Genomic DNA, 20,144 nt, shown 5'->3' with positions numbered 1-20,144 from the left:
AGCCGAACAAGCGGTCTTTTTCTTGCAAAGTTTTGCAATTTCTTAATTACTTGAAACTTAGCCAAGATCAAAAAAGGGAGATTTATTCAATCTATAAACTTGCTATTTTGAATCAATAATTGCAGAATTAGCCGATTATGAAGAAAGACAGGAGAAAGAAATGACAACTCCAACCACGATTTTATTAATTGATGACCACCCCTTAATGCGTCAAGGTATGCGTCAGCTATTGGAACTTGACGATCAATTTTCCGTTGTGGGCGAAGCTAGCAACGGCACAGACGGCATAAAACTAGCCTTACAACTTGAGCCTGATGTGATTATTTTAGATTTAAATATGAAAGGCATTTCAGGGCTTGATACGTTACGTTCATTACGTTCTCAAGGAGTAGATGCTCGCATTATCATACTAACGGTTTCTGATGAGCAATCCGATGTGTTTGCTTTAATGGACGCAGGTGTTGATGGCTATTTATTAAAAGATACCGATACGCCAGAGCTGTTAGACAATATCCGTAAAGCTGCCGCAGGCGAAGTGGTGTTAAACGAAACCGTTCGTCAGCACTTGCTAAACCGCCAACCAGAAAATGATCCGCTAAGCTGCTTAACCGATCGTGAGCTTGATGTTTTACAATGGATCGCAACCGGTATGTCAAACAAACAAATTGCCGCCCAGCTCTTTATTTCAGAAGAAACGGTAAAAGTACATATCCGCAACTTACTGCGTAAGCTCAATGTCCACTCCCGTGTGGCAGCAACCGTTCTCTATTTGGAGCAGCAGAAAGGCTAATCTAAAATACAGAAGAGATAAGAAATGCTGAATAACTTAACATTATTCAGCATTTTTGTTTATTGTTTGAATAGAATTCCGTAACACCAATTCTGGCTCTAGCATTATGGTTTGGAAATCCGTTGTTTGAGAGCGTATCCGCTTTAACAAGGTTTCAACCGCAAGTTGCCCTAATTCCGCTTTAGGCTGGCTGATGGTAGACAGCGGTGGTGAGAGATATTTTGCAAGTTCAATATCATCATAGCCAATAATTGAAATATCTGTCGGCACACTTAAACCGTGCTGCCAAATGGCCTGGTAAGCACCCAGAGCGATGGTATCACTACAGGCAAAAACTGCCGTTGGTTTTTCGGGCTGAGCAAGCAACTTATTCATTCCTTCCACACCACCTGCAAAATCAAAATGGCTTTCAATAATCCAATTTGGATTAAGCGGAATATTCGCTTCCGCTAGAGCTTTTTTGTAGCCCTCTAAACGATTTTTTGCCAATGATTTTTTTAGGCTTCCTGTAATAATCGCAATTTTAGAATGCCCTACATCAATTAAGGTTTTTGTGGCAAGATAACCACCAGATGTTGAATTTTCAAAGATTTTATCCGCATTTAATTCAGTAAACCACCAATCTAAAACCACTGTTGGCAGTGGAATATTGAGGCTTTCATCAACATTTAACCTTGCATCGCCACACATTAAGAGCAAACCATCCACTTTACGTTGAATGAACGTTTGCAAATGGTGTTGTAAACGTTCCGCATCGCCATTGGTGGTAGCAATAATCAGATTATAGTGATTTTGCTGGCAATAACGCTCAACACCTGCCATCACTTCCGCGAAGAATGGGTTGCTCGTTGCGGTAACTAGCATACCGATGGTTTTAGTTTCATTCACTTTCAGGCTGCGAGCCAAGGCAGAGGGCGTATAATTGAGCTCTTTGACTACCCTCTGCACTTTTTGCCGAATTTCCTCACTTACAAATCGACTATTATTGATAACGTGAGAAACGGTCGAAGTTGAAACCTGTGCAAGCCGTGCAATATCTTTCATTGTTGCCATTTGCAAAATTTCCCTAAAAGACGACCGCTTGTTACTGCTTACTCAAAAAATCTAAGGTTTCTTGACGAGTAGGAATTGATGGCTGAGCCCCTTTTCGGGTGACGCTAATTGCGGCTGCTGCGTGTGCAAAACGAATTGCCTCATTAAGCGGTTTATCTTCCAACATTGCAGTGACTAATGCACCATTAAAAGTATCGCCTGCTGCGGTGGTATCAACGGCATTTACACGAAAACCTGCCACAATTTCCCCTTGCTCACTTTCGCTCACAAAAACGCCTTTTGAGCCGAGTGTAATTAGCACTTTTTCAATGCCTTTTTGATGGAAGGCTTGAGCGGCTTGTTTTGCACTTTCTTCATCCACGACTTTCACGCCCGTTAAAATTTCCGCCTCAGTTTCATTTGGGGTAATCATATCTAACAGACTTAATAATTTATCAGGTAATTCTCTAGCTGGTGCAGGGTTCAACACAACTTGTGTATTATTTTCTTTGGCTATTTTTGCTGCTTGAATAATCGCTGGTAAAGGGGTTTCTAGCTGCATTAATAAGCAATCTGCTTGAGCAATTTCCGATTGAAATTCCGCCACAACAGCTTCATCTAAATGTCCATTTGCTCCGGCTGAAATCACAATGCTATTTTCGCCAGATTCTGCCACTTGGATCATTGCAATGCCTGTCATTTCATTTGCTACAGATTTGATCGGTTGAGTGTTAATACCATCTTTCTCAAAAGCGGTTTTCATTGCTTTGCCGATGTCATCATCGCCAATACAGCCAATAAAAGAAACCTTCGCCCCAAGTCGAGCCGCTGCAACGGCTTGATTTGCACCTTTTCCACCATAAGCAATGTGGTAGCTATGCCCTGTTAAGGTTTCGCCCGGTTTAGCAAAATAGGGAACGGAAATAACGTGATCAGCGTTAATGCTGCCGAGAACGGTTAGGTTTTTCATATTATATCCTTGATATATGTAGGGGAGGGTCTTGTTCCCTCCCAAACAATATAACTACTACGGACAGGCACAGGACCTGTCCCTACGCTATAATTATTTTGAAATTACTTTTAAATCTACGGGGATTTTTGCTTCTACTTTTTCGCCTTTAATGACTTTATCCGCAGTTTCCACACCTAATGAACCGATTAATTCTGGTTGTTGTGCGATAGTTGCACCTAATTTGCCACTTTCAACCGCTTTTACGCCGTCATCAGTGCCATCAAAACCAACGATTAATACCTCTTTCTTCACTGCCCCCACTGCACGCAATGCACCTAATGCCATTTCATCATTTTGTGCGAAAATCGCTTGTACATCGCCTTTGCTTGATAATAAATTTTCCGTTACATTCAAGCCTTTTGTACGATCAAAATCAGCGGGTTGAGATGCTAATACATTGAATTTATGCGCATCAATCGCTTGTTTAAAGCCCTCTCCACGCTCACGTGCAGCTGATGTACCCGCAATTCCTTCTAATTGGATAACTTTTGCGCCTGCACCCAATTTTTGTGCGATGAAATCACCCGCCATTTTACCACCAGCTACGTTATCTGATGCGATGTGGCTGACTACTTCTCCTTTGGCTGCACCACGATCTAATGTAATTACAGGGATGTTATTACGATTTGCAATTCTCACTGCATTTCCAACCGCTTCTGAATCTGTTGGGTTAATCAATAACACTTTAGCCCCACGCACGGTTAAATCTTCCACGTTAGAAAGCTCTTTTGCTGGGTCATTTTGAGAATCTAGCACCACTAATGTGTAGCCTAATTCATCCGCTTTCTTTTGAGCCCCATCTTTAAGGCTCACGAAAAATGGATTATCTAAAGTTGATACCGCTAATGCGATTGTCTCTTTCGCTGAAGCAGTTGCCGCTACAGAGAAACTCAACATAATAGCTGAAGCGAGAGTTGTTAATTTTTTCATAGAAAATCTCCTTTGAAGATGATTATACTTTTTTAGTGCCTAAATAATTATCAGCTAATACTGCTGCTAAAATCACTAACGCTTTAGCAATCATCTGATAATATGAAGAAATATCCAATAAGTTAAGGGCGTTGTTTAAGAAACCAATGATTAATGCCCCAACTAATGTACCCATTACACGTCCTTTACCGCCCATTAAGCTCGTACCACCTACCACTACTGCGGCGATTGCATCAAGCTCATAAGAAACACCTGCTGTTGGCTGTGCAGAAGAAAGACGCGAAGTGATAATTAAGCCTGCTAGTGCAGATAAGAAACCACTTACAGCAAATACGAAAATCTTGATTTTATTTACATTAATGCCTGAAAGGCGGGTTGCAGATTCATTACCGCCTAAAGCGTAAATATAGCGACCTATCGGTGTGTGTTTTAAAATATACCAAGCCACAGTAAATACAACTGCCATAATCCAAATAGGAAAAGGAATGCCAAATAAATACCCTGTGCCAATGAAAGAAAACGCGTCTGCTTGGTCAGAAAAACCGGTGCTGATTGGTCGTCCGTCAGTATAAACCATTGTTAAACCACGTAATAACGTCATTGTCACTAAGGTAGCAATAAAGGCTTGCACTTTGCCTTTTGCCACAATCACGCCACTCATACCGCCAAAGGCTGTTCCTAGTAATAAAACTAATGGAATGACAAGGAAAATCGGCATTTCCGACCCCACTAATGAGGCTGCCACTGCACCTGTTAATGCCAAAACCGAACCTACTGATAAATCAATCCCTGCAATTAAGATGACAAACGTCATTCCCACTGCAATAATCGCATTCACCGAAGTTTGGCGTAGAATATTTAAAATATTATCCACGCTGAAAAAATCAGGGTTAATCATTGAAACAATAATGATCAAAATAAATAAGGCAACAAAAGAGCGTTGCTCTATTAAAAATCTGCCTAGTTGAAATTTATTTGCTTGAGTTGTCATAAGAACACCTTAATTTAATACTGTATTTTTACCGATAGCTGCTGCCAGTAATTTTTCTTGAGTCGCTTCTTCACGAGAAAATTCTGCACTAATTCTGCCTTCGTGCATTACTAATATGCGATCACTCATTCCAAGCACTTCCGGCATATCAGACGAAACCATCAAAATACTTAATCCATCTTTTTTAAACTCATTGATTAATTGGTAAATCTCTTTTTTCGCCCCAACATCAACACCACGAGTCGGCTCGTCTAAAATCAACACATTCGGGCGGGTCATCAACCCTTTGGCGATTGCCACTTTTTGCTGATTACCACCGGAAAGCAGCCCGATTTGTTGCTCCCGATTCGGGGTTTTGATGTTAAACATCTCAATAAAATCATCGACCGCCAGTCTTTCTGCATCGTGTCTGATTGACCCACCTTTTGAGAAATGATCGAGAGAGGTCAAAGACATATTCTCTTTTACCGACATTCCTAAAATCAGCCCATCGCCTTTACGATCTTCTGAAATATACACAATGCCGTTATCCAATCCATCTTGCGGGCATTTATTGGAAATTGCTTTTCCTTTTAGCTCAATCGTGCCAGCCGTTTTCGGTAACGCACCATAAAGCACTTTCATTAACTCAGTACGCCCTGCTCCCATTAAGCCAGAAATGCCTACAATCTCGCCTTTGTGTAACTGGAACGATACATCATTTACACCGCTTCCACTTACATTTTTTACATCAAGAAGAAGTTCACCACGCTCTTGCTGCAAATGAGGGTATTGCTCTTCTAAGCGGCGACCAACCATCATTTCAATCAATTTATCTTCATCAATATCCGCAATCACTTGCTCGCCAATAAATTGACCATCACGAAGCACAGTAACATCGTCGCAAATTTGGAAAATCTCTTTTAGGCGGTGTGAAATATACACAATGCCTCGATTTTCCGCTTTCAGCTCGTGAATTACCTTAAATAAGGCTTCGGTTTCGGTATCCGTTAAGGCATCAGTTGGCTCGTCCATAATAATCACTTTAGACTCAAAACTGAGTGCTTTAGCAATTTCTACCATTTGCTGTTCGCCAATCGATAATTCAGAACAGAGCTGATGACTGCTATGTTTCACACCAAGTCTAGCAAGCAATTTATCTGCCTCTGCGTACATTTTTTTCCAATCAATCGATCCCCAAGCGGTTCTAAATTCACGTCCAAGAAAAATGTTTTCCGCAATGGTTAAGTTACCGACTAAGTTAAGCTCTTGGTGAATAATGCTAATGCCTGCTTCTTGAGAATGTTTCGGGCCTTTAAAAGTAACTTCTTGACCTAAATAAGTGATTGAGCCTGCATCTTTACTGTAAATGCCCGTCAATACTTTCATTAAAGTCGATTTACCTGCACCATTCTCACCCATTAATGCCATTACTCGCCCTGCATACACAGATAAGCAAGCATTACTGAGAGCTTTAACGCCCGGGAAAGATTTATCAATCCCATTCATTTTTAATAAGGTTTCCATCATTCCACCTTAAAACGGTACACCTGAATATAAAATAATGTTGGCATAAGGTGAGCATTCGCCTGTACGCACAACCGCTTTGCTATAGTGTGTTTGCTCTTTGAAAATTTCGTGATTTACATAATCTACTTGAATTTTATTCTGTTGAAATTGCTCAAGTTGAGCTAAACGCTCTAACAAATCCGCTAAAATCTGCGGATTTTTTTGCTTAATTTCTTCTGCAATCAGCACTCGCTCAACAAATAATTCACTAACTACCACATCAAATGTCTGTAAAAAACTCGGTACACCTGCGGTTAAAGCTAAATCTATTCTCTCCACTTCATTTGGAATAGGCAATCCTGCATCACAAATCGTCAAACTATCTGTATGACCAAGTGTGGCAATGTTGTGTGAAAGTTTTGCATTAAGATTTGTTGTTTTTTTCATCTCAATTTCCCTTTATCTCGCTTCATTATATTTGGAAAACACTCCATCGAAACGTTTCGATGAGATCATAAAAAATTTTCTGCTAACGATAAACAACCAAATTGCAAAAATGTGAAGTAGTTCAAATTATTTTGCTTTATAATAGGCAAAATCTAGTTACAAGCGGTCGGTTTTGTAAATTTTTTTGCAAATCTAACCGCTTGTTTAATTTTATTTTCTCAACACAAACTTATGGCTTTATTAATTACTCACAAATGTACTAACTGCGATATGTGCTTACCCGAATGCCCGAATGATGCGATTTCGGTGGGCGATGATATCTATGTGATCGACCCTGTATTATGTACAGAGTGTGTTGGGCATTACGACAAGCCAACCTGCCAAAAAGTTTGTCCGATTACTAACTGCATTATTACCGACCCTGATCATATTGAAACCGAAGAGCAACTTTGGGAACGCTTTGTGATGATCCATCACCCTGATAAGATATAAAAAACGGTCATATTACTATGACCGTTTCTTTTACTCGCTTTCTTCCAAACTATACGGCAGTTTTGCAATCTGTAAACTCACGCCGTTTACTCTAAATTGAGCATCAAGTTCTACATCTTTGTTTAGCACAACTTGCACCCATAGCGTGTTGTCATGCGTTGAGCTGGCTAATACTGTGCCTGTGCTTTTCCAGTTTTCGCCCAGTTGCATTTCTACTGCGGAACTTGGTTCTGGTAGAGCAACTTCGCCTTCAAATTTGCCAGCAAGGGTAAATAACGCTCGTTTATTTGCCCCACGATATTTAGCTCGGGCTACGGTTTCTTGTCCGATGTAGCAACCTTTAGTGAAAGAAATCGCATTTTCCAGTAGCTGTAAATTTGCAGCCTGTGGAATCAGCTCAAATTGGTTGGCTTTCAATAAGACAGGAACGCCGTCTTGAATGTCCATTAACGTCCAAAGGTTCTCATCAGCTGTTGTTTCAAGCACTTCGCCCCAGACAATCGCTCGAGACTGCCCTGTAGTTAAACGTAAAGCGGTCGAATTTTCGCTTAATTTTGCAAATGCTGCTTCACCTGCCATACCATAAAGTGGGTTGTCTAATTCCGTGAAGGTCACTTTTGAAAACACCGCATATTTTTTAAGTTGGGTCAAGGCTTCAGGCAATAAACTGCGGTGAATGACCGCCATAAATTTCTCATTTTCTGCACGATACAAACGCAGTAACGCACTCATTTTGCCTTTCGGATCACAATGGCTGGTTAGCGTATGTTCGCCCACCGAAATTTTTGCCACATCGCAGGTTAATTGCCCTTGCAGATATTTCTCAGCATCTACCCCTGCGATTTCAATTAAACGATACTGAGAAAGCGGCACGCAGAGATTTGGGTAGCCCTGGCTCACTTGCTTGAAATTCATTGCCATAATCTGTCCTATTCTAAATTCTGAATTTGCTCACGCATTTGCTCAATGAGCACTTTGAGTTCCACTGCAGAATTGGTTACTTCCGCATTAATTGATTTTGAGGCAAGCGTGTTCGATTCACGGTTCAGCTCTTGCATCATAAAATCAAGTTTACGCCCAACCGCACCACCTTTTTTCAGGATATTGGTGGTTTCTTTCACGTGCAGTTGCAAGCGGTCTAATTCCTCCGCCACATCAACACGTTGGGCGAGCAGTACCATTTCTTGCTCTAAACGTTGTGGATCGAGCTGTAAATTCAACTCATCAAAACGCTGTTGTAAGCGATCTTTCTGCCATTGCAAAATCTCAGGCATTAGCGCCTGTACTTTCGCCGCTTCAACCGAAATTGCCTCTAAACGCTGTTGAATTAAGGCTTGTACATTTTCGCCCTCTCTCGCACGCATTGCGATAAAGTCCGCTAAAATCTGCTCAAATCCCTCTAATAGATCTTGAGCGATTTGGTTTAAATCTTGGCTTTCATTATCCACTACACCCGGAAAACGTAATACATCAACGAGGTTGATTTCGCCTTCATTCGCCGTCTCTTTTAACCATTTTAATGATTGAACCACTTGCGTTGCGTAGTCTTTGTTTAATGCAATTTCACTGTTTTGTGTTTTGCTTAAATCAATGCGTAAACTGCACTCTACTTTGCCACGAGTTAAGGCTGAACGCAGACGTTCACGCAAGGTCATTTCAAGGTTTCGAAACTGCTCTGGCAGGCGAAAATAGGTTTCTAAAAAACGTTGATTTACCGAGCGAATTTCCCACACCGCATTGCCCCACTCTTTCTTGATTTCTAAATGGGCAAAGGCTGTCATACTATAAATCATTGGTATTCCTCATATTATTGTAACCCTCTCCCCTTTGTGGGAGAGGGACAGATTTTTATTCGTTCAGAAGAAAAATCAGAGAGAGAGAGGAATTTGCAAAAAATTTCATAAAATCAACCGCTTGTTACCCCTCTCTCTGCTCGTTTCACTGAACGCTTCAACAAGCGCGCTCTCCCACAAGAGGAGAGAGCAAAATAGACTTGATAAAGAAAACTCACATTCTACTGTTTTCTTTGTTAAAATGGTAAAAATTTTAGCAAAAAGGAAAAGGAAATGCGTCCAAATAATCGAGCAAATAACCAAGTGAGAGAGATTAAAATTACCCGCAACTACACTCGTTACGCTGAAGGTTCAGTCTTAATTGAATTTGGTGAAACCAAAGTGCTATGTAACGCAACGGTGGAGGAAACTGTTCCTCGCTTTTTGAAAGGTCAGCAACAAGGTTGGATAACAGCTGAATATGGAATGTTACCTCGTGCGACCCACTCTCGCACACAGCGTGAAGCCGCAAAAGGCAAACAAGGCGGACGCACAATGGAAATTCAACGCTTAATCGCCCGTTCTTTACGTGCGGTAGTAGATTTAAAAGCCTTAGGCGAACGTACTGTAACGGTAGATTGTGATGTAATCCAAGCCGATGGCGGCACTCGCACCGCCTCTATCACTGGAGCTTGCGTGGCGTTATATGATGCAATGAATAAATTAGTGGCAGACGGCATACTTAAAACCAATCCGATGAAAGGCTTGGTAGCAGCAATTTCGGTGGGGATTGTAGAAGGCGAAGCGGTGTGCGATTTAGAATATGTGGAAGATTCCAACGCTGAAACCGATATGAACGTGGTAATGGTAGAAGATGGTCGCTTAGTCGAAGTGCAAGGCACAGCCGAAGGCGAGCCATTCTCTCACGAAGAGTTACTCACTTTATTAGATTTAGCAAAACAAGGAATTAACCAGTTGGTTGATGCACAGCGTAAAGCGTTGACTGAATAATCTCTTCCCTATTAATCTTACTAAAGAATCTACATTAGGCGTAATTGCCTGATGTAGATTTTTTTATTCCCCTTACTCTTAAATAACCATTATTTTTTTATAGATATATTGCCTTCTTTTAAAAATCAATGTAAATTTCGTTTTCCATTATTTATTTATGGTTTTTACTTTTGAGGTTTGAAAAATGTTTAAGAAAAATAATCTTGCGGCTGCAGTATTTATTGCAATTAGTGGGATCAGTTATGCAAATGAAGCTGTATTGGAGACAATCAATGTTGATGGCAGCATACCTTCAACAAAAGGAAAATTACTCGGCGATGAGTTAAATAGCAATGAAGCTATTGTTGATGAAAAAAGACTAAAACAAGGTGGCGTTACCTTAGGTAATGCCCTTTCTGGTGAATTAGGGATTCACTCTAGCCAATTTGGGGGTGGAGCAAGCACGCCAATTATTCGTGGGCAAGAGAGCAAAAGAGCGAAGATCTTACAAAATAACGGTGAAAATTTAGATATGTCGGGAATGTCACCCGATCATGCAGTTACCGTTGATGCCTTACTAGCTAAACGCATTGAAATTTTACGTGGCCCAACAACCCTGCTTTATAGTGCAGGAAATACCGCTGGTGTGATTAATGTTATTGATAACAAAATTCCAACAGCCATTCCGGAAAAAGGCTATGAAGGGCAATTTGGTGTACGCTTTGGTTCAGCGAGTAAAGAGCGTTTAACCTACGGCGGTTCAACCTTTGCACTGGGTAACAATCTTGCACTGCGTGTACAAGGTATGTATAACAAAGCCTCTGCATATTATGCTCCGAATTTTACCATTGAAGGAAAACCATATCACCGAGTGCCAGACAGCGATGTGCAGTCCCAAACAGGTACAATCGGGCTTTCTTGGATTGGCGAACGTGGGCATATTGGTTTAGCCTACACCGACCGCAAGGATAAATATGGATTGGTTGGGCATACGCATAAATATGATCACCACACCATCAGTATTATTCGCCAAGCAGTAATGTTTGCGAAAGGCTATTTACGCTTCTACCCACACTTAGCAGAAGAAGGCGATATTGATTACAACAACCCGGGCATTCGTTTACTTCACACCCATATTCCTGGTGGTTCGCACTATGGGCAAGATAACCACGAGCACGGTAAACCTTGGATTGATATGCGTTCCAAACGATTTGATCTTGATGGAAGTTTAAAAAATCCACTGCCGGGCTTTGAAACATTAAAAATCTCAGGAAACTATGTTGATTACTATCACGATGAAAAAGATGGCAAACGGGTAGAGAACTACTTCAAAAATAAAGGTAAAAACTTACGCCTTGAGCTTGTGCATAAAGAATGGAATGGCTTGAAAGGGGCTGTTGGTGTGCAATACACCGACCAATTAACCTCCGCATTAGCCCTTGAAGCCTCACGAGCAGCAAGAGTGTTTAATAAGCAACCTTTACTTAATAACCCAAAAACAAAATTGTGGAGTGTGTTTGCGATTGAACGCTTAAACTTAGGCGATTTCACCTTTGAATTAAGTGGGCGAGCGGAACGCCAAAAAATTTCAATGGATTATGATGTGAAATTAATTGACCGTTGGTTAGGTTTCAACACTCCAATGCCAAATCTAGATCCGCACAAAGATAAGGGTTACTCCTACGGATTTGCAACCCATTGGTATTTTGCCCCGAACCATAAACTTACGTTAAATGCCGCTCATCAAGAGCGTTTACCGAATGCACAAGAACTCTATGCTCACGGTAAACATATTGCCTTAAATGCCTTTGAAGCAGGCAATAAAAACTTAACAAAAGAACGTTCTAACCAAGTTGAGCTTTCATTAGCCTATGTTGGTGATAAATGGGATTACAAATTTAATGTATTCCACACTCGTTACGGTAACTATATTTACCCATTAACCCTTAACGATAATCGTGGGCCGAAGTCCTTTACCGATGAATATAACTTAAAAGTAAATCGTTACTATCAAGGAGAAGCACGCTTTAGCGGCGTTGAAGGAGAAATTGGTTATCTATTTACACCAAATTATCGCTTAGCCGTATTCGGGGACTATGTTCGTGGAAAGTTAGTCAACTTACCTAATATTGCAATGAGCTACAATATTTGGACAGGTGAAGTTGACAAATGGGCATCTCAGCCGGATATTTCTGCACCTCGTATACCACCATTACGTTTAGGAGCAAGATTTAATGCAAGCTTCAACCAAAACTGGTCTGGAATGCTTGAGTATTACCGTGTTTTCGATCAAAACAAGGTTTCAAAATATGAACAGCCAACAAAAGGTCATCACCAAGTTAATCTCGGTGTAACTTACAGCAATCAGTTTAATCAGACGGATTACCAAGTTTTCCTGAAAGTGGATAATCTGCTCAATCAGAAAATGTACCAGCACGCCTCTTATCTACCACATATCCCACAAATGGGTAGAAATGCAATGCTTGGTTTAAATGTAAACTTCTAATTGCAAATTTTTGGCAAAAATTATTCACAATTCTTGTAAGGATTGTTCACAGCTTTGCTGCCGTAGGCTTTGCCAACGTTCAAAAGCGATGCTTTTTGTAACCGCTTGTAAAGACTAATTACAAGCGGTTATTTTTCTACATTTTTTACCAATTACAGATCGTCGATCACCAGATAAATTTTATTCACCGGGCCGTGTACACCAACAACTTTAATCAACTCAATATCTGCAGTAGCAGAGGGACCTGAGATAATGTTCACACAAGATGGCATTCTTTCACCTCGTTGTGCTTTTTCATGCAGGATTTGAGCTAATTGTGCCACACGAGGTAGCACTGTGCTTTTGCGTAATACCACCACCGATTTTTCAGGCAGTAAGCTCACCGAACGACCGAACTCTTTATCAGAGAATAACACTATACCGCCAGACTCCGCCAATCCATATTCGCCATATACCACACCTATATTTGCATTTTGTGCTTTCTCGAAGTTAGTTTCTGATTGGTTGAAATCCCAAATATAGCTGTCTTCGTACTTCGCTTGAATAGCTGAAGTGATACCCAGATCTTTTAAACGTTGATCGTTATTGATGATCACACTTGCTCCCCCATATTTTTCACAGATCTCGATGATCAATTTAGGTACATCTGCTTCTTTCGTCTCTATAACATCTGCCATCATTACTCGAGCAAAGTCAATAAACTCTTGGCAAAGTTGTGGTTGAACAAGATCAGTTAAACGTGTAATAGCGTGGTTATTTTCCAACACAGGCATTGGTTCAGGCACATTCTGGCGTGGTCTACCCATACGCTGTGCTAATTTATTTAAGAAATTTTCACGATTTTGTAAATCCATCTTAATTTTCCTCTTAACCTCTGTTGTTGAACCAATCACGGAAGCTCTCTCCCTCAGGTTGAGGTAAATCACGGGCTTTTGTCCATTCGCCTAATGCACCAAAATTCACAGGAGCTTTACCGTTTTTAATGAATTTGCTTGCGACTTTTGCCCCTACATTCATACCTACTTTCCAAAGTGCCGGGTGTGAATTAGCAAAATTGAAGCCGAAAATAGATAAGCGTTCTGCCATTGGCGTTAAACCTGCCTCGGCAATTTTCTCACGGTGTTTTAAGATTAACTGTGCAAGTGGGATTTTCACTGGACAAACACTGTTACAAGCGGTACAGAGTGAACAAGCATACGGTAGTTCTTTAAACTCTTCGTAACCACCTAATAGTGGTGAGATTACCGAACCAATCGGGCCCGGATAGATTGAGCCGTAGCCGTGTCCGCCAATTTGGCGATAAGCTGGGCAAGTGTTCAAACACGCACCACAGCGGATACAGCGTAAAACCTCTTGGAATTCACTTTCTAAGATTTTTGAACGGCCATTATCCACAATCACTAAATGGAACTCTTCAGGACCATCTGTTTCGCCTTCAAGGCGAGGACCGGTTAGCCAAGTGTTGTAAGCCGTTAATTTTGCCCCTACCGCACTGCGGGCAAGCATTGTAATTAACACATCAACTTCCTTGAAAGTTGGTGCAATACGCTCCATACCCATTACCGCGATGTGTGTTTTTGGCACGGTGGTTGCCATACGCAAGTTACCTTCATTGGTAACTAAACAAACAGAACCTGTTTCCGGCACCGCAAAGTTACAACCTGAAATACCAATATCCGCTTCTAAAAAATCTTCACGAATTTTTTGGCGAACGAATGCTGTCATCTCTTCTGGGGTTTCAGAGCCTTCATAGCCTAATACATCGTGCATTTCTTGGCGGATTCTATAACGGTCTTTGTGGATTGCTGGCACAACAATATGAGAAGGTTTATCTCCCACAATTTGTAGTAAATATTCGCCTAAATCGGTTTCAACTATTTTGATGCCTTCAGATTCTAAAACGTGGTTCATACCGATTTCTTCGGTAACCATTGATTTTGATTTTACGATTTTCTTCGCATTTTTAGCCTTTGCCACGTTTTTGATGTAATCGGTGGCTTCTTCGGCAGTCTCGGCAAAGAAGACGTGTCCGCCGTTTTGGGTGACTTTTTCACTTAATTGGTAGAGATAAGCATCAAGGTTCGCTAAAACGTGATTACGGATTGCTTTCGCATCATCACGCCACTCTTCCCAGTTACCAAGTTCATCAACCATACGCTGACGGTTTGCACCGATAGTTTCTTGAGCTTTCACTAAGGCTTTACGAACAATTTCGTTATTTACTTGTTGCTCAACACGTTGCTTGAACGGCAGGGTATTAGTTTGTAAATAAGACATATTATTTTCCTCCCTGCATTAACACTTCGGAAATGTGCATTACTTTGATCTCTTTACCTTCACGGCTTAAGCGACCACCAATGTTCATCAAGCAACTCACATCAGCCCCGATTAAATAATCAGGCTCGTCTGTATCAATATTTGCGACTTTCTCTTTTACCATTTCGCCCGAAATTTCCGCCATTTTTACCGAGAATGTACCACCAAAACCACAGCAAGTTTCTTGGTTTTTGATTGGTAATAACTCCAAACCTTTCACATTTTGTAATAAGGCGATCGGTTCGTCTTTAATGCCTAATTTACGGAATAAGCTACAAGACGGATGATACACGGCTTTACCAGGTAAGTAAGCACCTACATCAGTAACACCTAATTTATTGACGATAAAATCGGTTAAATCGTGAAAACGATCTGCCACTTTCTGTGCACGGGCAACCCATTCTGATTCACCAAAACGCTCAAAATGCTCAGGGTAAGTTTTAATCGCATAAACACAAGAACCTGCAGGGGCAACGATCGGATAATCATTCGCTTCAAAGGTTTCTATCAAGTTTTTCATACCCGATAGGGCTTGTTTGGTATAGCCGCTATTAATTGCAGGTTGCCCACAGCAACCTTGTTTTTCTAAGAAAGTGATTTTGCAACCTAATTTCTCTAATAAAAGCACAGTGTTTTTTGCAACTCCTGCTTTCATCACATCTGCAATGCAGGTAACGTAAAAATTAACGTTCATAGAGAACTCCCACAATAAAAATAAGAATTAAACTCAGACTGCCCTATTTAAGACAGAGAAAGGAAGGGGGATTTGCAAAATATTCGCAAAATCTGACCGCTTCCTTTTTTATTCACTAAATACTAATTGTCTAGTTATTACACAGTATAGAAGAGTGGCACAATAAATAGTGCTGCAACTGCTGCAATAACACCATACACAATCATAGGTACAACTGTTTTCTTAATGATGTTACCTTCTTGTTTCTCAATACCTGTTACAGAACATACTGCTACGATATTATTGATACACACCATATTACCCATTGCACCACCAACTGATTGTAATGCAAGAATTAAGGTTACTGATAAACCAACTTGTTGGGCTGTTGCGTATTGTACTGTACCGAAGGTTAAGTTAGATACCGTGTTAGAACCCGAGAAGAACGCACCGATTGCACCTAAGAATGACGCAAATAATGTCCAAGATTGACCTGTAAATTCTGCGAAACTTCTACCGATAACTTGTACCATTGACTCTGAACCGCCAATTAACATTAATTTTACCATAATAATCGCACCTAAAAGGGCTAAGAATGGCTTTTTAACTTGGTTAAATGATGTGCCGAAAATATCTTTGGTATTTTTACCTGATACCGAGAAAATCGGTAAACAGATTAATACCGTAATCACGAACGGAATTAACGCCGGTACATAAAGTAATTTATAGCTGGTTGCAACATTCGTGCCTAAGATATTTTTCAATGCGAAAATTAAACCTTGGCTGATTTCAAAGTTAGCAAAGCCTACTGAACTTGTAATCCAAGTTGTTGCATCATTTAACCAAGTTTTAAACGGAATTTGTTGAATACGGGTAATCACTAAGATAAAAATTAACAAACCTGTTGGTAATAATGCTTTCGCAACTTCACCTGTTGTGGCTTTTTCACCGGCTAAATTATTCTCTACTTTAGCCAAGCCGATCCCTGCATTTGCCACAAATACAGACACCAATAAACCAATTGCACCCGCCACTAATGAAGGGAATTCATAGTTAAATTGAGCAATAATGATATAAGGAACAACACAAGCTAAAATACTAATGTAGATAAACACGATATTCTGACGAATTTCTTTCCAGCTCACGATTAAACGTAGTGCCATAATCGGAATAATTAATGCCGCAATAGCGTGAATTAATGCTGTCATAGAACCAATTTCAAGCACTTGAGCATCTGTCAATAAGCCATCTTTTAATAATGGACCCATACCGAACCACGTTGGTGTACCTACTGCCCCGAATGATACCGGTACAGAGTTCATCACAAGCGCCAACATTGCCACTTGTAATGGTTTAAAACCTAAACCAACTAAGATAGGCGCAGCGATAGCTGCCGGCGTTCCGAAACCTGACGCACCTTCAATCATAAACGCAAATGCCCAACTGATAATCATTAATTGTGCGATTGGATTTGGATTAATTGCCCCTAACCATTTACGGATTGTATTGGTTGCACCTGATACTTCAGAGAAGCGGTTAAATAAAATTGCACCAAAAATAACCGTAATTGGCGTTAATACATCGCCTAAACCTGCAATAATATTTGCAAAGATTAAGGTAGTATCATTACCAAAATAGGTAAGTTGAAGAATAAAAATGAGTAATGCGGTTAGTGGAAGAGCCACATAAGATGGCAACGCATTGCGTTTTACCATTAAATAAATAAGTAAAACAATCGGAAAGACGCTCAGAAATAGAGCCATAGAACACCTCTTTTATGATTATAAAATGACCTTACTGGTCTGACAGGTGCGCATTTTACTCCTAAAGCAATCTAATGTAACTTGGTTGTTACAAATTTGTGATCTAATTCAAATTTTTAAGGTTCGTATGATTAAAAAAAAGACTAATTTTTTTATGAATAACCCCCAATAGTTATTCATTTTTGGAGTTTATTTTGCAAAAATTTTATAAAAATTGACCGCTTGTTATCTATTTTTAAATTCAATCAAATATAATAAGTCAAAATTATTTTATTCTTTAAGGAAGTGTTATGTCTTTAACCTCTAACAACCGCTATCTTGCCATTTTTGGCGTTATTTTGGCTATCGGCTTAATGGCAGCCGCCTTTATTCTCGGGCATCAATTCAAAAACTTACAGCAAACAGGCGTTATTACCGTAAAAGGTCTTGCCGAAGCTGAACATAAAGCCACGCTAGGTACTTGGCGAGTGTCTATTTTTGGTTGGGGTTTAACCTATAACGATGCAATGAAAGCCAATCAGCAAAACTTAAATCAAGCAGTGAAGTTTTTGAAAGAGCAAGGCTTTTTGGATACGGAGCGTGAAATTACCGAGCTTTCAGTAAATGAAAGAACCGAATATTATGTGGACGAATTTGGTAAAGATCGTTCTCGCAAAAACGGCTATAACGCGACACGTTCAATCGTTCTCTCTACCAAAGATTTAGTCAAACTACAAAACGCCTTATCAAAAATCCAATTCTTACGAGCGGAAAATGAAGCGATTGATTTTAGCCAGCCCGATTATTATTTAGAGAATTTGGAAGGAATCAAACGTGATTTAATCGCAAAAGCAACACAAGATGCCTATGTACGAGCAGAAGAATTTGCCAAAACCAGTAATGTAAAGGTTGGCTTACTACGTTCAGCTTCACAAGGTTCTTTTGATATTAAATCCAGCCGCCCGAACACAGAAGATAGTGATGATAGCTATGGCGGAAGTTACGATACTTCAACTATCGATAAAAAAGTACGTTTAGTCGTAACCATTCAATACGCAATTAACTAACAAAAAAAGACCGCTTACGAGCGGTCTTTTTTCGGAAAATTTTACACATTGAAACGGAAGTGCATTACATCTCCATCTTGAACGATATACTCTTTTCCTTCTAAACGCCATTTACCTGCTTCTTTTGCTCCAGCTTCGCCTTTGTGGTCGATAAAATCTTGGTAAGCAATTACTTCCGCACGGATAAAGCCTTTCTCAAAATCGGTGTGGATAACTGCTGCTGCTTTTGGTGCGGTTGCCCCTACTGAAACCGTCCACGCACGCACTTCTTTCACGCCTGCAGTAAAGTAGGTTTGTAGGTTAAGTAAGCGGTAGCCCGCACGAATTACACGGTTTAAACCCGGCTCTTCAATGCCTAAATCTTGTAAAAACTCGACTTTTTCTTCGTCATCAAGTTCTGCAATTTCAGATTCAATTGCTGCACACACAGGCACAACCACCGCTCCTTCTTTTTCAGCAATTTCACGCACACGATCAAGATATGGGTTATTCTCAAAACCGTCTTCGTTTACATTTGCGATATACATCGTTGGTTTTAGGGTTAAGAAGTTGTAACCTTTAATCGCGTGAAGTTCGTCTTTATCTAAATCGACCGAGCGAATCATTCCAGCATTTTCAAGCACAGGTAAGATTTTCTCCATAATCGATAATTCAAATTTTGCCTCTTTATCGCCGCCTTTTGCACGTTTTTGTAAACGCTGAATGGCACGCTCGCAGCTGTCTAAGTCAGCTAATGCTAGCTCGGTATTGATGATTTCAATATCATCGGCTGGGTCAATTTTACCTGCAACGTGAACAATATCATCATTTTCAAAGCAACGTACAACGTGCCCGATTGCATCTGTTTCACGAATGTTGGCTAAGAATTTGTTACCTAAGCCTTCGCCTTTACTTGCCCCTGCCACTAAACCTGCAATATCCACAAATTCCATTGTGGTTGGTAATACACGCTCTGGTTTTACAATTTCTGCTAATGCGTCTAAACGCGGATCAGGCATTGGCACAACACCTGTGTTTGGCTCGATGGTACAGAACGGATAGTTCGCCGCTTCAATACCCGCTTTTGTTAATGCGTTGAAAAGAGTTGATTTACCCACGTTTGGTAAACCGACAATACCACATTTAAATCCCATTTTTTGTTCCTTTAAATTACAAAATTTTGTGTAAATTTGACCGCTTGTAGAGGCAAATTGCAATTTGCCCATCAATCGAGTGAATTGGGCGAATTACAATTCGCTCCTACATTCTATGCTTTAAAACTATTTAAACGATTTGTTGCTTTGACTATGCCGTCTTTCAGCAAAATGTCAGTACAGCGAGCTGCTTCATCAACCACCGCATTAATCAGATCTTTTTCTGCTGGAGCGGGCTTGCCTAGCACATAAGAGGCTACCATATCTTTATGTCCCGGGTGTCCGATGCCAATTCGCACACGGTAAAACTCTTTGTTATTGCCAAGAGCTGCAATAATATCTTTCAAGCCGTTATGCCCGCCGTGTCCGCCGCCTTTTTTTAACTTAACCGAACCAGGCGGTAAATCAAGTTCATCGTGAGCCACTAAAATTTCTTCAGGCTTAATACGATAAAAATTAGCTAATGCCCCTACCGCTTTTCCACTTAAATTCATAAAAGTGGTTGGCACTAATAAACGTATTTCGCCTTGAGGAGTATTAATTTTAGCCACTTTGCCAAAATATTTGGCTTCTTCTTTGAGGCTTACATTATACATTCGAGCAAGTTCATTAATTAGCCACTCACCAGCGTTGTGGCGAGTCTCTTCATATTTTGCTCCAGGGTTGGCAAGCCCGACAATCAATTTAATTTCTGACACAATCTTGTCTCAATTCTCTAAATTAAAAAGCAATAGTTAAAAGGCGATATTGTAGAGAAAAACCG

The 20,144-nt window shown here is 40.4% G+C and carries 19 protein-coding genes; 5 read left to right on the top strand and 14 right to left on the bottom strand.

What is annotated here, in order from left to right:
* Positions 1-160 precede the first annotated feature (160 nt).
* Entirely contained in the window at positions 161-790 is a 630-nt protein-coding gene (locus tag ACERCF_RS06175) for a response regulator (RefSeq protein ID WP_373611148.1), read from the top strand.
* A 42-nt stretch (positions 791-832) separates the two neighbouring features.
* Here ACERCF_RS06175 and ACERCF_RS06170 read toward each other — a convergent pair whose 3' ends face one another.
* From ACERCF_RS06170 to rbsD, 6 genes are all read right to left on the bottom strand, one after another.
* Positions 833-1,843: a substrate-binding domain-containing protein gene (locus ACERCF_RS06170; protein WP_373624993.1), complete on the bottom strand. Its 1,011-nt coding sequence runs from the start codon at positions 1,841-1,843 to the stop codon at positions 833-835.
* Positions 1,844-1,874: 31 nt separating this feature from the next.
* Positions 1,875-2,792, bottom strand: coding sequence for a ribokinase (gene rbsK, locus ACERCF_RS06165; RefSeq protein WP_373624992.1), 918 nt, complete (start codon positions 2,790-2,792; stop codon positions 1,875-1,877).
* A 93-nt stretch (positions 2,793-2,885) separates the two neighbouring features.
* Positions 2,886-3,764 carry a ribose ABC transporter substrate-binding protein RbsB gene (rbsB, locus tag ACERCF_RS06160; RefSeq protein ID WP_373611151.1) on the bottom strand — a complete coding sequence of 293 codons (879 nt, stop codon included), beginning with the start codon at positions 3,762-3,764 and terminating at the stop codon, positions 2,886-2,888.
* A 22-nt stretch (positions 3,765-3,786) separates the two neighbouring features.
* The gene (rbsC, locus tag ACERCF_RS06155; protein ID WP_373611152.1) at positions 3,787-4,755 is read right to left on the bottom strand and encodes a ribose ABC transporter permease; all 969 of its coding nucleotides are present in this window, start codon (positions 4,753-4,755) and stop codon (positions 3,787-3,789) included.
* Positions 4,756-4,764: 9 nt separating this feature from the next.
* Positions 4,765-6,261, bottom strand: coding sequence for a ribose ABC transporter ATP-binding protein RbsA (gene rbsA, locus ACERCF_RS06150; protein WP_373611153.1), 1,497 nt, complete (start codon positions 6,259-6,261; stop codon positions 4,765-4,767).
* Between the two features lie 9 nt (positions 6,262-6,270).
* Positions 6,271-6,690, bottom strand: coding sequence for a D-ribose pyranase (gene rbsD / locus ACERCF_RS06145; RefSeq protein ID WP_373624991.1), 420 nt, complete (start codon positions 6,688-6,690; stop codon positions 6,271-6,273).
* A 231-nt stretch (positions 6,691-6,921) separates the two neighbouring features.
* On the opposite strand from rbsD, the gene ACERCF_RS06140 reads away from it, so the two are divergent.
* Positions 6,922-7,182 (top strand): YfhL family 4Fe-4S dicluster ferredoxin, encoded by a 261-nt coding sequence (locus ACERCF_RS06140; protein ID WP_334255928.1) that lies wholly within the window; start codon positions 6,922-6,924, stop codon positions 7,180-7,182.
* Positions 7,183-7,212: 30 nt separating this feature from the next.
* Here the strand turns inward: ACERCF_RS06140 and ygfZ are convergent, their stop codons facing one another.
* Together ygfZ and ACERCF_RS06130 are read right to left on the bottom strand one after the other, a co-directional pair.
* On the bottom strand, positions 7,213-8,103 hold the full coding sequence (ygfZ, locus tag ACERCF_RS06135; protein ID WP_373611155.1) for a CAF17-like 4Fe-4S cluster assembly/insertion protein YgfZ: 891 nt from the start codon (positions 8,101-8,103) through the stop codon (positions 7,213-7,215).
* 8 nt (positions 8,104-8,111) lie between these two features.
* Positions 8,112-8,975: a YicC/YloC family endoribonuclease gene (locus ACERCF_RS06130; protein WP_373624990.1), complete on the bottom strand. Its 864-nt coding sequence runs from the start codon at positions 8,973-8,975 to the stop codon at positions 8,112-8,114.
* A 273-nt stretch (positions 8,976-9,248) separates the two neighbouring features.
* On the opposite strand from ACERCF_RS06130, the gene rph reads away from it, so the two are divergent.
* Positions 9,249-9,965 (top strand): ribonuclease PH, encoded by a 717-nt coding sequence (rph, locus tag ACERCF_RS06125; RefSeq protein WP_373611157.1) that lies wholly within the window; start codon positions 9,249-9,251, stop codon positions 9,963-9,965.
* Between the two features lie 184 nt (positions 9,966-10,149).
* Complete coding sequence (locus ACERCF_RS06120; protein WP_373624989.1) at positions 10,150-12,450, top strand: TonB-dependent receptor; 2,301 nt, start codon at positions 10,150-10,152, stop codon at positions 12,448-12,450.
* Between the two features lie 152 nt (positions 12,451-12,602).
* Here the strand turns inward: ACERCF_RS06120 and ACERCF_RS06115 are convergent, their stop codons facing one another.
* The 4 genes from ACERCF_RS06115 to ACERCF_RS06100 all read right to left on the bottom strand — a co-directional run bounded on the left by ACERCF_RS06115 (position 12,603) and on the right by ACERCF_RS06100 (position 17,202).
* Entirely contained in the window at positions 12,603-13,304 is a 702-nt protein-coding gene (locus ACERCF_RS06115) for a LutC/YkgG family protein (protein ID WP_373611159.1), read from the bottom strand.
* A 13-nt stretch (positions 13,305-13,317) separates the two neighbouring features.
* Positions 13,318-14,727, bottom strand: a complete 1,410-nt coding sequence (locus tag ACERCF_RS06110) for a LutB/LldF family L-lactate oxidation iron-sulfur protein (RefSeq protein ID WP_373611160.1) — start codon at positions 14,725-14,727, stop codon at positions 13,318-13,320.
* 1 nt (position 14,728) lies between these two features.
* Positions 14,729-15,460 carry a (Fe-S)-binding protein gene (locus tag ACERCF_RS06105; protein ID WP_373611161.1) on the bottom strand — a complete coding sequence of 244 codons (732 nt, stop codon included), beginning with the start codon at positions 15,458-15,460 and terminating at the stop codon, positions 14,729-14,731.
* A 137-nt stretch (positions 15,461-15,597) separates the two neighbouring features.
* Complete coding sequence (locus tag ACERCF_RS06100; protein WP_373624988.1) at positions 15,598-17,202, bottom strand: L-lactate permease; 1,605 nt, start codon at positions 17,200-17,202, stop codon at positions 15,598-15,600.
* Between the two features lie 290 nt (positions 17,203-17,492).
* On the opposite strand from ACERCF_RS06100, the gene ACERCF_RS06095 reads away from it, so the two are divergent.
* Entirely contained in the window at positions 17,493-18,248 is a 756-nt protein-coding gene (locus ACERCF_RS06095; RefSeq protein WP_373624987.1) for an SIMPL domain-containing protein, read from the top strand.
* A 41-nt stretch (positions 18,249-18,289) separates the two neighbouring features.
* Here ACERCF_RS06095 and ychF read toward each other — a convergent pair whose 3' ends face one another.
* The gene (gene ychF / locus ACERCF_RS06090) at positions 18,290-19,381 is read right to left on the bottom strand and encodes a redox-regulated ATPase YchF (protein ID WP_373611165.1); all 1,092 of its coding nucleotides are present in this window, start codon (positions 19,379-19,381) and stop codon (positions 18,290-18,292) included.
* Positions 19,382-19,494: 113 nt separating this feature from the next.
* The gene (pth, locus tag ACERCF_RS06085; RefSeq protein ID WP_373611166.1) at positions 19,495-20,079 is read right to left on the bottom strand and encodes an aminoacyl-tRNA hydrolase; all 585 of its coding nucleotides are present in this window, start codon (positions 20,077-20,079) and stop codon (positions 19,495-19,497) included.
* Positions 20,080-20,144: the final 65 nt, after the last annotated feature.

Source organism: Mannheimia kashgarensis (genome assembly GCF_041807705.1).
In the GTDB taxonomy this organism is placed as follows: Bacteria; Pseudomonadota; Gammaproteobacteria; order Enterobacterales; family Pasteurellaceae; genus Mannheimia.
This window is presented reverse-complemented; position numbering and strand designations above follow the sequence as displayed.